The following is a 13,925-nucleotide window of genomic DNA, read 5'->3' as shown; positions in this document are numbered from 1 at the left end:
TACATAAAAAGAAAAAGCTACCTTGGCCAGAGGTAGCATAAGATTTCAAATCAATAGTCGACAAAAACTAATTTATATGAATGAAACCAAAAAAGTCTAAAGACAAAGGCGAAGATGGGGAATAGCAAATTATAAAGGGTAACCTTAAGTTTAATTTATTGTTAAATTAAGTTATACAGGTTCAGTTTGCAGTGGAAAACAGTTTTATTATGTGTTGAATGGCTAAAAATGTATCTTGCTGCCGTTAAATAAAGACTATGAATTGGGAACAGCTTTTATCCTTAAAGCGCTTTGGGGATACCCACAAAAGAATAAGAAAAGAACAGGATGAAACCCGATTGGGTTTTGAAGTGGATTACGACAGGGTGATATTTTCTGCTGCCTTTAGGAGCCTTCAGGACAAGACCCAGGTAATACCCCTTTCCAAAACCGATTTTGTACATACCCGCCTGACCCATAGCTTGGAGGTTTCAGTGGTGGGAAGGAGCTTGGGAAGGATAGCCGGGCAGAAAATTTTGGAAAAGCATCCTTATCTCAGCGAGGTACATGGGTATAAATTTAATGATTTTGGTGCCATAGTAGCGGCCGCTGCTTTGGCTCATGATATAGGAAATCCACCCTTTGGGCATAGTGGGGAGAAGGCCATTGGGGAATACTTTAAAACAGGTAATGGCAAACAATTTGAAACGGCCTTGACCCTAAAGGAGTATCAGGATATTATAGATTTTGAAGGCAATGCCAATGGCTATAGATTACTAACAGAGACCCGTCAGGGCGTTGAAGGGGGGTTACGACTTAGTTACGCCACCTTGGGCGCTTTTATGAAGTACCCAAAGGAATCCTTGCCCAAAAAGCCTACCAAGCATATCGCCGATAAGAAATTTGGATTTTTTCAGCAGGATGTGGCTTCTTTTGGGAAAGTAGCCGATGAACTGGGACTGGCATCAAGGGGAAAGGGCAATGATATTGGTTTTTGCAGACATCCACTAACTTTCTTGGTGGAGGCTGCGGACGATATTTGTTATACCATTATCGATTTTGAGGACGGAATCAATTTAGGACTTATTTCTGAGGATTATGCTTTGGAGTATCTAATAAAGTTGGTCAAGGACAGTATCAACATAAAAAAGTATAATAATCTGATCTATATGGAAGATCGTCTGAGCTACTTACGGGCTTTGGCAATCAACACCTTGATTACGGATGCCATTAGTATTTTTATTGATAATGAAGAGGATATCTTAAAAGGCGAATTTTCAGTCTCTTTGATGGATAAAAGTAAGTTCAAGGCCCAGATAGAAGACATTATTACACTAAGCGTGCAGAAAATATACAGGTCCCAAGAAGTTTTGGAAAAAGAAATAGCCGGGTATAGGATTATCTCGGACATTTTGGATGTGTATACCACAGCATTGATCAGGAAAAAGGAAGGGGACAGTTCCAATTATGACCGACTAATGATTTCCACTTTGCCCGAACCTTATAGGGAAACAACAGGTTCTACATACTCCATACTCTTGAATACCTGCTGTTATGTGGCCAGTTTATCGGATAGTGCTGCGGTACATATCCACAATAAGATTATGGGTAAGCAGCTCTAAAAATCATAGACCAGACCAACGCCCAGCAATTGTTTAAATTGTACTTTACGCTTTCCGGGGGTTGTAATGGTACCGTCGGCAGCTTTAACCTCGTCGAAAATAATGTCGTGGTCATATAGGACATGGGTGCCTATTGAGGCCTTGACATATTTGTTTACGGTTAAGTCCACGTTTACTTCCCAGTCCACGTCAATGTTTCCAAAATTGTTTACATAGTCTGAGTATAGCTGTAGCCGATGATTTAATTTTACATTTTCATAAACCATGGTTTCCCAAGTGTTTGAGACCAAAAAACCAAATTCCAAATAAACGTTTTCGCCCTCCTTTATTATATTTCCATCGGTATCTAAGAGAGCTTTTTGCACCCCAAAGGCACCGTTGTTGGCCAAGGTTTGGTCCAGCACAAAGGTAGATTTGAAGGTAAGGGGGGCTAAACGCAAGTTAAATTTTTTGCCTTCTGGAATATAGGAGGTACCAGCACCCAAGAGGGCATAACCGGGAGCCATAAATCTGGAAATGGGTTTATCCCTATTAGGGTATTTGTAACCATTGGAAAACTGGGTTCTAAATTCTGCGCTGGCAGAATAATACCAATTGCTGATCGTATCCCTTCTAAAAGCAAAGGTGGAGGAAAACCGAAGCGCATCATCCGATTTTCTTAATTTAAATCCTTCCTGGGCATTAAGGCCATATCGTATGTCCAAGTTGTTGTTTAGTTGAACGTATCTAAATTTATAATTTCGAACAAATTTGGCACTGGCCAAACCGGAAATGGAATTGTTTCCCCCTGCATTCCAATTTACAAAGGCTACCTCACTAAAATTAAATCCAAGTTTGTTCTCCTTTTCCCAAAAGGAAGGAATACTGAAACGGTTGTATTTTTCTTCCAAAGGTTTGGTTCGCTTAAAGGAAACAACGGGATTGGTAAGGTCTGCCCCCCGTGGAATATACTTTATTTTGTCCTGCAGGGTGCGTATTACTATGGTATCTATACGCATAGAGTCGACACGCATTGAATCTACCTGGGTAGAATCCGGAGTTTGCGGAGCAGGAATAGTGTCTTGGGCAAATAAAAAATTAAAATTTAGAAACAGAAGGACAATAATGAAAATTTTACCGTACATACTAATCAGTATTCAAGAGGTTGTTAATATAGTTTTTTAAGGTCGATATATCTATTTTAGCTATTTTATGGAGCTCTTCAACGGTTCCCTGCTCTATAAAAGCATCTTCAATGCCAAAAATCTTTAAAGGGACAAAACTATGGATCTCGTTGGCATATTCCAAAATTGCACTTCCAAACCCCCCTATTTTACAGCCATCCTCAATGGTGATGACGTTCTCATAGGTGGAGAAAACTTTGTGTAACATCATCTTGTCCAAAGGTTTTACAAAACGCATATTGTAATGGCCAATTTGACCCCTGTCATCTACGTCTTTTAGTAAATCCTTGACCATATTCCCAATATGGCCGATCGAAAGTACCGCAATTTTCGTTCCTTTTTTTAATTCTTGGGATATTCCTATCGAAATTTTATTAAATTGTTGTTTCCAATCCAGTGTAACTCCTCTTCCTCTAGGATACCTTATGGCTATGGGTTGCCCCAAGCCTAATTGTGCCGTATACATGATATCCCTGAGCTCTATTTCGTTCAAGGGCGCAAAAATAATAAGATTTGGAATACACCGTAAATAAGCCATATCATAAATTCCGTGATGGGTTGCGCCGTCCTGTCCAACAATACCTGCACGATCCAAACAGAAAATAACAGGAAGATTCTGCAGTGCTACATCATGGATAATCTGGTCATAGGCACGTTGTAAAAAAGTAGAGTAGATATTGCAAAAAGGAACCAAGCCTTCTGTGGCCATTCCACCGGCCAGGGTAACCGCATGTTGCTCCGCAATGCCAACGTCAAATGCCCTCTCAGGGATTTGTTCCATCATATATTTAAGGGAGCTTCCAGTAGGCATGGCTGGGGTTATGCCCACTATATTTTTATTCTTCTTGGCTAGTTCTACGAGAGTATGTCCAAAAACATCCTGATATTTTGGAGGTTGTTTTTCGGAGGCTTTGGGCCAAAGGTCGCCGGTTTCCTTATTAAATTTTCCAGGAGCGTGATAGACTACTTGGTTTTCCTCGGCTTTTTTGAGCCCTTTTCCCTTAGTGGTTATAATATGCAGCAATTTAGGGCCTTCTATGTCCTTTAAACTATTCAGCTCATTTAATAGGGAAACCAAATCGTGGCCATCTATTGGGCCCCAATAGTTAAAATTTAGACATTCAAATATGTTCTCGTCCTTGGCCGTACCTTTTTTAACATTGGTAAGGTATTTTTTCAAGGCACCTACACTGGGGTCAATCCCTATGGCGTTGTCATTTAGGATAATAAGGATATTGGCATTGGTGTCACCAGCATGGTTAAGTGCTTCAAAAGCCATACCACTGGCTATAGAGGCATCACCAATGACGGCAATGTGCTGAATATTCATTGCGCCCTTTATTTGCGAGGCCAAAGCCATGCCCAAGATTGCTGAAATGGAGGTTGAACTATGTCCGGTGCCAAAATTGTCATAGGGACTTTCTGCGCGTTTTGGGAATCCACTTATTCCTCCCAATTGTCTATTGGTATGGAATATGTCCCTACGTCCCGTCAATATCTTATGTCCGTATGCCTGATGTCCAACATCCCAAATTAGCTTGTCATTAGGCGTGTTAAATACATAGTGCAGGGCTATCGTTAGTTCCACAACGCCCAAGCTGGCCCCCAAATGTCCTTCTTTGGTGGCTACAATGTCTATTATAAATTCCCTTAATTCTTGGGCAAGATGTATTAAATCGACTTTTTCTAAGGTTCGAATATCCTCAGGGCCGTTAATATGTTGTAGAATTCCCTTGGGCATACTAAAAATGTTATGCAAAACTAATGTATTTAAGCATTGAATGTTGTGTTTTTTAGTGTCTGATTATAGGTTTTTCAGAATATTTTAAACAAATGGTAATTTTTTTGACCCTTCACCAATATTGTTTACTATTGTGGCTTAAATTGTTAGGTATGATCAATCCTTTTGATGACACTTATTTTATGAAAAAGGCTTTACAGGAGGCGGAAGCGGCTTTTGAAAAAGGAGAGGTGCCTGTTGGGGCCATTATTGTTGTTGAGAATAGAATTATTGCAAGGGCACATAATCTAACTGAGCTTTTGAAGGATGTTACTGCCCATGCCGAAATGCAGGCCATAACGGCAGCAGCCAATTTTTTGGGAGGGAAATATCTTCATAATTGTACCCTTTATGTAACCCTGGAGCCATGTCAAATGTGTGCGGGGGCCCTTTATTGGAGCCAAATTTCCAAAATTGTCTATGGGGCCAAGGATTTGGATAGGGGCTTTACGGCCATGGGAACTAAAATACATCCCAAGACCGAATTGGTGAGTGGGATTTTGGAGGAAGAAGCATCTGAAATATTGAAGCGTTTTTTTATTCAGAAGCGCAACTTGAATTAGAAGGGGGCCTTCTGAACTTGCCAAATCGGAATTGATAAAAGGCCAAAAAAGCACTACTTATGGGAGTGGGGCAGACGGTTTAATAGTGTTGGAAAGGTAGATAGGGTGTTGAATTGTTGTTAGAAAGCAAAAACCCCCAGCGTTGGACCAAGGGTTTAAAATTCTGTTTAAAAAATAGAATAATGTTAGCCAATTACCTGCACTTGAGCAGCAACTATTCCTTTACGCCCTTCTTCTTCATGGTATTCTACTTTGTCTCCTTCGTTAAGTTCAGTTCCGTTTAATGCAGTAGCATGAACAAAAATGTCCTTACCGGTGTCGTCGTTGGTTATGAAGCCATATCCCTTGGATTCATTAAAAAATTTTACTGTTCCAGTCATTGCAATGAAATTAAAATAATAATCGTTTAGATTACTAATTTATGTTTTTTTGGGCAAAATTGAATATAATCAATTTAAAAAAATACGAAAATTACTGGTTGTCAGTAGTTTCCTTTTCCTTTCCCTGCATTTTTCTGATGTTTTCCTCGGTAAGCATATAATCCTTCATTTTTTTGCCTTTACTGACCTTGATAAGAAATAGGGGCATGGCCACCAAAAATATTCCGACCGTACCAAAACCGATGCATTTATTGGATAGGGCCAAATCTTCATCATTTATGCTAAAGCCGTAAATGATGGAAGCTAAGGAAGCTAAAAGAATTAAAGAAATAAGATACTTCATTCTCAACAGGGGTTTTATGAGGTTAAATTTATCAATTTTCTTCTATAGGCGGTCAAAAGCTTGGACTTGGAGATAAAACCAACATACTTTTCATCTTTAATAACTGGTAGGTTCCATGCTCCGCTACTTTGAAACTTCTCCATTATATCCGTCATTTTATCTTTGTCCAATTCAATAATTTCCGGGGGAGTGTTCATTACATCTACTGCCTTCACTTCCTTGTACAATTTCTGATCGAACATAATAGGGCGTATGTCATCCAATAAAATAATCCCTAAAAGGGTGTTGTCTTCCTTGTCAATTACAGGAAATATATTTCTATTGGATTTTACGACCGCCTGGTGTACAATTTGTCCTAAGTTCATTTCAGGATAAATAGGGACAAAGTTGTTTTCAATAACTTTATCAATATCCATTAAGGTCAGTACGGCATGGTCCTTATCATGAGTTATTAATTCCCCTTTCCTGCCCAATTCCATGTTGTAGACAGAATGTGGGTGCACGTATTTGGTTATGGAAAACGAGATGGCAGAGGTGATCATAAGTGGAATAAACAATTCATAACCCCCGGTTACTTCGGCTATAAGGAATATTGCGGTAAGGGGAGCGTGGAGTACCCCAGCCATAAGACCCGCCATACCTACCAAGGTAAAATTACTTTCAGAAATTTGATTGGGAAAGATTCCAATACTGTTAATTACTTTGGCAATGCAATTGCCCATTATGCTGCCCATAAATAGTGTTGGGGCAAAGATTCCCCCAACTCCCCCTGCACCGAAGGTCAGGGTACAGGCTATGATTTTGAAAAAAACCAATCCGGCAAGCAGCCCAATTACTACCCATACATTGGCAAGGTCTAAATGAAAAATATTGTTTTCCAATACCTTTTCTGGGTGGCCTAAGATGAGGTTGTTGATAACATCAAAACCTTCCCCGTAGAGTGGGGGTACCAAATATACCAGAATACCTATGGCAATTCCCCCATAGAGCAACCTTTTGATTGGGGAAGCTATTTTGTCGAATATTTTTTGGGTCCGTTCATATACTTCCGTGAAATAAATGGAAGTCAATCCCGCAAATAATCCCAGTATGATGAAGAAGGGAATGTCGGATATTATAAAATCGTCCTCAATTTTAAAGGGCAAGAGTATATCGCTTCCAAAGAAAAAGTAGGACGTAATGATTCCTGAAAGGGAAGCTAGAAGCAAGGGCAGCATGGAGGCGATTGTTAGATCCAGGCTAAATACTTCAATGGCAAAAATGATGGCGGCAATAGGGGCTTTGAATATGGAGGACATGGCTCCTGCCGCAGCACATCCAATAAGTAAGTTCCTTGTAGTCTGGTTAACGTGGAACATTCTGGAAATATTGGAACTTATTGCTGCCCCAGTGGCCACAGTTGGGCCTTCCAGACCTACCGATCCCCCGAAGCCAACGGTAATGGGAGCTGTTAAAATGGACCCGAACATCTGATATTTGCGCATGATTCCCTTTTTTTTGGAAATCGCAAAAAGGGTTGATGGTATGCCGTGGCTCACCTTGTTGCGGATGACGTATTTAATGATCAAATAAACAAGGGTAAGGCCAATTATAGGGAAAACGAAGTAAAATGCAGTGTGGTAATACCTTACCAAATTGCCTTCCAATAAATGTTGGAAAAAGTGGGTGAGGTTCTTAAGGACAACGGCAGCTATCCCAGAAGTAAAGCCTACCAAAATACTGAGCAGGTGAGTAAATTGCGTTTGGGAGATATGTTTTGCGCGCCAAACCAAAAAATTGTTCAGCCAGGATTTTTTTAGTGCAGCCATGATTCTGAAAAAAATCCTGCAGCGTTAGAACACTGCAGGATTTTAAAGATAAGATTATAAATCCAATTTTAGGTGAAGTTCCTGCAACTGAGAACTGTCAATGGGGGCGGGGGCATCGATCATGACATCGCGACCACTGTTGTTTTTTGGAAAAGCAATAAAATCCCTTATAGTTTCCTGACCACCTAAAATGGCCACCAACCTATCCAGCCCAAATGCCAAACCACCATGGGGAGGTGCCCCGTATTGAAAGGCATCCATTAAGAAGCCAAATTGAGCCTTTGCTTCCTCCGCACTAAAGCCAAGATGTCTGAACATGGTAGCCTGTATTTGCTTATCGTGAATACGTATGGAACCCCCTCCAATTTCATTGCCGTTCAACACCAAATCATAGGCGTTGGCCTTTACAGCTCCTGGATCGGTATCCAATAACTCCAACTGTCCTGGCTTGGGGGACGTGAACGGATGGTGCATGGCATGGTAATGACCTGTTTCCTCGTCCAGTTCCAATAACGGAAAATCTATGACCCAAAGCGGAGCGAACTCATCTTTTTTACGCAACCCTAAACGCTGGGCTATTTCCATTCTAAGAGCACTTAATTGTGCCCTGGTTTTATTGGTATCACCGGATAGAACGCAGATTAAGTCCCCTGCCTTTGCTCTGGTGGCTTCTGCCCATTTTGTAAGATCTCCCTGATCGTAGAATTTGTCTACCGAAGATTTGAAGGAGCCGTCCTCGTTATATTTGGCATAGACCATTCCTTTGGCCCCTATTTGTGGCCGGCGTACCCAGTCTACAAGCGCGTCAATTTCTTTTCTAGTATAGGCTGCTCCCCCAGGGATGGCGATACCCACTACAAGCTCGGCTTCGTTGAATATTCCAAAATCCTTATGTTGCACAACGGCATTGAGTTCGCCGAATTCCATTCCAAAACGGATATCCGGTTTATCGTTACCATATTTTTTCATGGCCTCATCAAAAGTCATTCTAGGGAACTTGTCTATGGAGACCCCTTTTATTTCTTTTAACAAATGCCTGGTCAGTCCTTCAAAAACATTTAAAATATCTTCCTGTTCCACAAAGGCCATTTCACAGTCGATTTGTGTAAATTCCGGTTGCCGGTCCGCCCTAAGGTCTTCATCCCTAAAGCATTTAACGATCTGAAAGTACTTGTCCATCCCCCCGACCATTAACAACTGTTTAAATGTTTGGGGCGATTGTGGCAAGGCATAGAACTGGCCTTCGTTCATTCTGCTTGGAACTACAAAATCTCGGGCACCCTCCGGGGTAGATTTTATTAAATAAGGTGTTTCCACTTCAATAAAACCTTGGTCGGAGAGATATTTTCTAACCTCAATGGCTACTTTATGCCGAAAAATGAGGTTGTTCTTTACAGGATTTCTACGGATGTCCAGATATCGGAATTTCATGCGGATATCTTCGCCGCCATCGGTCTGGTCTTCTATGGTGAACGGAGGAACCAGGGATTTGTTAAGTATTTTGATCTCAGAGACCAGTACTTCCACATTTCCCGTAGGTATGTTTGGGTTTTTTGAAGTTCTTTCAATTACGGTTCCTTGGACCTGTATTACAAATTCGCGACCCAAGGATTTTGCGATTTCCATAATCTCTTTGGAAGAACGTTCCTCATCAAAAATGAGCTGGGTAATACCATATCGATCCCGAAGATCGGCCCATACCACAAAACCTTTGTCCCTTACTGTTTGTACCCATCCTGACAAGGTTACTTCTGCCTGTTGATGGGTTTCCCGCAATTCACCGCAATTATGACTTCTATACATCTTTTTATATCGTCTAAGAAAAGGCAAATGTAAGAAGTAATAGGGTAAGCTGAAAAAAATATACGCAATTAGGATATTGTAAAAATGTGTAACAAAATTTTGTCAAATTCTAATTTTTTTTAGAGAATATTAACAAAACTTACTTATTTTAGTATATAATTCTAACGAAACTTAATAATATGAAACAGAAATTAATTAAGAAGAACATGTTCTTATTTTTCTTAATGGCACCTTTGTTGTTATTGGCTCAGGATGTTGTTAGAGGAACGGTAACAGACTCGGGTCTGGGAGATCCACTTCCTGGGGTAAATGTGGTTATTAAAGGAACCACTACGGGGACTACTACGGATTTTGATGGTAATTACGAACTTTCTGTCGATAGTTTTCCATCCACGCTAGTGTTTTCCTCTTTGGGGTATGCCTCCAAGGAAATGCAGGTAAGCGGGCCAAGTACTTTAAATGTGGTTTTGGACGAATCGGCAACCGGTTTGGAAGAGGTTGTTGTAACGGGTCTGGCCACATCGGTTAAGAGAAGTAATGCGGCCAATGCTGTTGCTTCGGTATCTGCCGACGAGTTAACGGGGAGGACGCCTCCTCAAACTTTGGACGGTGCCTTGGCCGGGAAATTTGCGGGTGCGCAAATTACAGCCGCCTCCGGAGCACCTGGGGGTGGGATGTCCGTAAAATTAAGAGGGGTAACCTCCATTAATGGGCAGGGTCAACCACTGTATATTATAGATGGGGTATATGTGAACAATAATAGTGTATATGCGGGGGGATTAAACGAAATTTCCAATGCTGCAGGTGGAGGGGCTTCCTCTACCGATTCACAGGATAATGCATCGAACAGAATTGCAGATATTAATCCAGACGACATTCAAAATATCGAGATTCTTAAAGGTGCTTCTGCCTCCGCAATTTACGGATCAAGGGCAGCGGCCGGTGTAATTATTATTACAACTAAGAAAGGGAAGGCTGGGAAAACAAAAATAAATGTTTCACAGGCATTAGGATGGAATGAGGCGGTAAACCTGCTTGGACAAAGAAATTGGACCGCGGCCTTGGCAGAGAGTGTTTATGGAGAAGGGGCCTTATATACTGCAGCTGAATCTGCGGGAAGATTAAGGGACTATGAGAAGGTGATATATGGTGAAAAAGGATTTATCACCAATACCAATGTTAGTATTTCAGGTGGGGGCGAAAAGACCTCATTTTTTGGGAGTTTTACCAATAATGAGGAAGATGGAATTGTCAAGAGGACAGGAGCTTCCAAACAATCGCTTAGGTTAAATGTTGACCATAGGATAACAGACGATATTAAATTATCCTTGACCGGAAATTACTTGAAGTCCAGTGCGGATAGGGGATTCTTTAACAATGACAACTCCAATACTACTATAGGTGTTTCCCTTTTGTTTACTAGACCTTGGGACTATTTGCTTCCCGATGCGGATGGTAATTATCCTGATCACCCTGCTAATTCCTCCAATCAAATTCATACCCGTGATGTCATGACAAATAATGAATCTGTAAGCCGATTAATAGCAGGTGGGGCTTTGGATGTTAATTTATTTAGAAATGAAAATCAAAGTTTGAAAATGATTTTAAAGGCCGGTGTTGATACCTATACCCTAAAAACCACAGTTTTTTTTCCAAGGGAGTTGCAGTTTATGAGTCCAACCGTAGGGGGAGTTGATGGTTTGTCCTCTGACGGTACTACCCAGAATACCGATGCGAACTTTTCGGGATTTTTGGTACATAATTTCCGGACAGATAATGAGCTTAGCTTTACCACCCAAGCGGGTGTTACCAATGAACAATTCTCCCAAAATACAGTTAGGGTTACTTCAACAGGTTTAATAGCTTCGGAGCAAAACGTGGATCAGGCAGCCAATGTTAAAGTGGACCAATTTAGGTTGGAGCAGGAGGATGCTGGTTTTTTCGTTCAGGAAGAAGTTAATTACCAGGATAAAATTGTTGGAACCCTTGGTATAAGAGGAGATAAGTCTTCCAATAATGGTGATGCAAATAAGTTGTTTTACTATCCAAAAGCCTCAGTGGCGGCAAATATCCACAACTTTGATTTTTGGAATGTTGAACCGATCAATCAGATTAAACTGAGGGCAGCTTACGGGGAAGCAGGTAACTTTGCTCCCAATGGGGCGTTATTTACAACTTACATCAATTCTTTGATAAGTGGTAATGTAGGGATTATTACCCCTGCAACCCTTGGAGATCCATCTATACAACCTGAAAGACAAAAGGAGTTTGAAGTAGGTTTGGATGCAGGATTCTTTAACAACAGGGTAACCATGGAATTCACTTGGTATAATAAAAAAGTGGAAGACCTAATACTTCAGGCAGATAATGAGCCTTCCTCTGGACACTCTTTTCGTTGGGCCAATGCCGGTTCCCTAGAAAATAAAGGAGCGGAAATAGGTTTAAACGTAAACGCCTTTGACACGGAAAATTTTTCCTGGGATTCCGGTATAATTTGGTTTAGAAATAGATCGGAAATAACGAAATTGACTGTTGCTTCCTTTGATACCCAAGGTTTTGGTACCGGTTTGGGAACGTTTAGGATAGAAGAAGGTAAAAGTGCCACCCAGATTGTTGGGAATGACGAAAATGGTAACGTTGTGGCATTGGGAGATGCCGAGCCCGATTTTCAAATGTCCTTCAATAATAATTTCAAGTACAAAGATTTTACACTGTCATTTTTTTGGCACTGGAAGAAGGGGGGAGACAATGTAAATCTTAGTAGGCTGCTCTCGGATTTTGGTAACACTAGTGCCGATTACGATGAGATGAATTTGGACCCATCAGGAACTTTGAACAATGGTGATTATAGAAAAAGTGCATTTGGAGCGGGTTTTGCCGATCCCTTTGTTGAAGATGCATCTTATTTAAAATTAAGGGAGATAGGGTTGTATTATAACCTTCCGGAAAACACGTTACAGAAACTATTTAATGGCAATGTTTCCAATGTAAAAGTTGGACTTTCAGGACACAATATCATCAATATTTTTGATTATAACAGTTATGATCCAGAGGTATCCAATTTTGGTTCAGCTGCCGCAGGGATAGGAATTGAAGTGGCGCCATTTCCATCGTCCAAAAGATTTATGTTTCACTTGTCAATTGGACTATAACATTTAAAAATAATACTATGAAAATCACAAATAAAATAAAAGTTCTATTTATGACCATGATCGGACTGCTGGTTTTTGGTTGTACCATTGAAGATGGGAAAGATCTTAATGGACCGGAAACCGCATCTATTTCGGAAGGAGTATCCAGACCTGAACTTCCTCAAGTGGTATCTGGAATTTTAGCCGACATGAGAGATCGATTGAATACGCAGGTAGATGTTATTTCTGTAGTCGGAAGGGATTATTGGAGACATCAGAGTTCCGATCCCAGATGGACGGGAGATCTTATGACAGGTGTATTGGATGACAATGCCTTTTATCTTACAACTCCTTACGCCGCCAGATATGCGGTAGTGAAGGAATGTAACCTTCTGCTGGAAGGTTTGGAGAACACTACAACAGATTTTACCGATGCCGAGAAAGGGGCTATTAGGGGGTTTGCCAATACCATAAAAGCACATGAATTGTTGACCGTATTAAACATGTTATATCAAAATGGTATACGTACGGATGTAGCCGATCCTGATAATTTGGGAGGTTTTGAGGGCTACGATGCCGCACTTACCACCATTTTGGACCTGTTAAACAGTGCGGCCACGGATCTGGCTACTGGTGGTGATGTTTCCCCAAATACTTTGGGGGTTTCCTATTTGGAATTTAATAGGGCTTTGACGGCTAGGGTAGCGGCTTATCAAGGGAATTATTCACTTGTACTCAGTGCCTTGGACGATTCTTTCATGGACTTCACGGAAGACATGTACCTAGGGGCATATTACCAATTTGCGGCAGCGGGTTCGGATGAATTGAATCAGCTATTCTTTGCCCTTAATTCTACCGGAGCCAACGCTAGAATTGCACATCCGGATTTTATTAATTCGGCGGAGGCAGGGGATAATAGGTTAAATAAGGCCGTTTTAAGAACTGATGGACCACTTAATATTGCTGATTTAACCCCAGGCACCCATGATGTATATATTTATGAGTCCAACACGGATCCTGTAGCCATGATCAGAAATGAGGAACTAATTCTTTTATATGCCGAGGCTAATATGACCGATAATCCCGGAGAAGCTGAAATGGCGATAAATGTCGTTAGAAATGCTGCTGGACTTGGCCCAGTTGTTCCAGGCAGTGTGGATGAGGACAGGCTATTGTACGAACGAAGATATTCCTTATTTGCCGAGGGTCATCGCTGGATAGATTTAAGAAGGTTTGATAGACTGGATGAGTTGGTAATAGACAGGACGGGAGACAATAGGGTAACACAATTTCCTATCCCACAGAATGAGGGCCAATAATTTGGCTATGTAACGTAGCAAATTATCGATTAAA

General features: G+C 41.0%; 10 protein-coding genes. 4 read left to right on the top strand and 6 right to left on the bottom strand.

Annotated elements, in window-relative coordinates:
• Window positions 1-257: 257 nt before the first annotated feature.
• Entirely contained in the window at window positions 258-1,601 is a 1,344-nt protein-coding gene (dgt, locus tag MWU84_RS10980; protein ID WP_246901527.1) for a dGTP triphosphohydrolase, read from the top strand.
• Here dgt and MWU84_RS10975 read toward each other — a convergent pair.
• Together MWU84_RS10975 and MWU84_RS10970 are read right to left on the bottom strand one after the other, a co-directional pair.
• On the bottom strand, window positions 1,598-2,725 hold the full coding sequence (locus MWU84_RS10975; RefSeq protein WP_246901526.1) for a DUF3078 domain-containing protein: 1,128 nt from the start codon (window positions 2,723-2,725) through the stop codon (window positions 1,598-1,600). The two genes, dgt and MWU84_RS10975, sit on opposite strands and share 4 nt — an antisense overlap.
• Before the next feature lies 1 nt (window position 2,726).
• Window positions 2,727-4,505, bottom strand: coding sequence for a 1-deoxy-D-xylulose-5-phosphate synthase (locus MWU84_RS10970; RefSeq protein ID WP_246901621.1), 1,779 nt, complete (start codon window positions 4,503-4,505; stop codon window positions 2,727-2,729).
• A gap of 152 nt (window positions 4,506-4,657) precedes the next feature.
• On the opposite strand from MWU84_RS10970, the gene MWU84_RS10965 reads away from it, so the two are divergent.
• Window positions 4,658-5,107: a nucleoside deaminase gene (locus tag MWU84_RS10965; protein WP_246901525.1), complete on the top strand. Its 450-nt coding sequence runs from the start codon at window positions 4,658-4,660 to the stop codon at window positions 5,105-5,107.
• A gap of 185 nt (window positions 5,108-5,292) precedes the next feature.
• On the opposite strand, the gene MWU84_RS10960 is transcribed toward MWU84_RS10965, so the two are convergent.
• From MWU84_RS10960 to aspS, 4 genes are all read right to left on the bottom strand, one after another.
• A complete protein-coding gene (locus tag MWU84_RS10960; protein ID WP_246901524.1) occupies window positions 5,293-5,487 on the bottom strand; it encodes a cold-shock protein in 195 nt (64 codons plus the stop codon).
• Between the two features lie 91 nt (window positions 5,488-5,578).
• Window positions 5,579-5,830: a hypothetical protein gene (locus tag MWU84_RS10955; RefSeq protein WP_246901523.1), complete on the bottom strand. Its 252-nt coding sequence runs from the start codon at window positions 5,828-5,830 to the stop codon at window positions 5,579-5,581.
• Between the two features lie 14 nt (window positions 5,831-5,844).
• The gene (locus MWU84_RS10950) at window positions 5,845-7,638 is read right to left on the bottom strand and encodes a chloride channel protein (protein WP_246901522.1); all 1,794 of its coding nucleotides are present in this window, start codon (window positions 7,636-7,638) and stop codon (window positions 5,845-5,847) included.
• Between the two features lie 54 nt (window positions 7,639-7,692).
• Window positions 7,693-9,441, bottom strand: a complete 1,749-nt coding sequence (aspS, locus tag MWU84_RS10945; RefSeq protein ID WP_246901521.1) for an aspartate--tRNA ligase — start codon at window positions 9,439-9,441, stop codon at window positions 7,693-7,695.
• 179 nt (window positions 9,442-9,620) lie between these two features.
• Between aspS and MWU84_RS10940 the strand changes: the two genes are divergently transcribed.
• The gene (locus tag MWU84_RS10940) at window positions 9,621-12,593 is read left to right on the top strand and encodes a SusC/RagA family TonB-linked outer membrane protein (RefSeq protein ID WP_246901520.1); all 2,973 of its coding nucleotides are present in this window, start codon (window positions 9,621-9,623) and stop codon (window positions 12,591-12,593) included.
• A 17-nt stretch (window positions 12,594-12,610) separates the two neighbouring features.
• A complete protein-coding gene (locus MWU84_RS10935) occupies window positions 12,611-13,891 on the top strand; it encodes a RagB/SusD family nutrient uptake outer membrane protein (RefSeq protein WP_246901519.1) in 1,281 nt (426 codons plus the stop codon).
• Window positions 13,892-13,925 lie beyond the last annotated feature (34 nt).

This window comes from Arenibacter sp. F20364 (assembly GCF_023015905.1).
Taxonomy (GTDB): domain Bacteria; phylum Bacteroidota; class Bacteroidia; order Flavobacteriales; family Flavobacteriaceae; genus Arenibacter.
Note: the sequence above shows the minus strand (reverse complement) of the source record. Positions and strands in the feature narration are given on the sequence as shown.

What these genes read in the sequence shown, in the direction of transcription:
- MWU84_RS10960 (WP_246901524.1), bottom strand. Translation starts at nt 5,487, where the DNA reads ATGACTGGAACAGTAAAATTTTTTAATGAATCCAAGGGATATGGCTTC.
- MWU84_RS10935 (WP_246901519.1), top strand. Translation starts at nt 12,611, where the DNA reads ATGAAAATCACAAATAAAATAAAAGTTCTATTTATGACCATGATCGGA.
- MWU84_RS10955 (WP_246901523.1), bottom strand. Translation starts at nt 5,830, where the DNA reads ATGAAGTATCTTATTTCTTTAATTCTTTTAGCTTCCTTAGCTTCCATC.
- MWU84_RS10970 (WP_246901621.1), bottom strand. Translation starts at nt 4,505, where the DNA reads ATGCCCAAGGGAATTCTACAACATATTAACGGCCCTGAGGATATTCGA.
- MWU84_RS10950 (WP_246901522.1), bottom strand. Translation starts at nt 7,638, where the DNA reads ATGGCTGCACTAAAAAAATCCTGGCTGAACAATTTTTTGGTTTGGCGC.
- dgt (WP_246901527.1), top strand. Translation starts at nt 258, where the DNA reads ATGAATTGGGAACAGCTTTTATCCTTAAAGCGCTTTGGGGATACCCAC.
- MWU84_RS10975 (WP_246901526.1), bottom strand. Translation starts at nt 2,725, where the DNA reads ATGTACGGTAAAATTTTCATTATTGTCCTTCTGTTTCTAAATTTTAAT.
- MWU84_RS10965 (WP_246901525.1), top strand. Translation starts at nt 4,658, where the DNA reads ATGATCAATCCTTTTGATGACACTTATTTTATGAAAAAGGCTTTACAG.
- aspS (WP_246901521.1), bottom strand. Translation starts at nt 9,441, where the DNA reads ATGTATAGAAGTCATAATTGCGGTGAATTGCGGGAAACCCATCAACAG.
- MWU84_RS10940 (WP_246901520.1), top strand. Translation starts at nt 9,621, where the DNA reads ATGAAACAGAAATTAATTAAGAAGAACATGTTCTTATTTTTCTTAATG.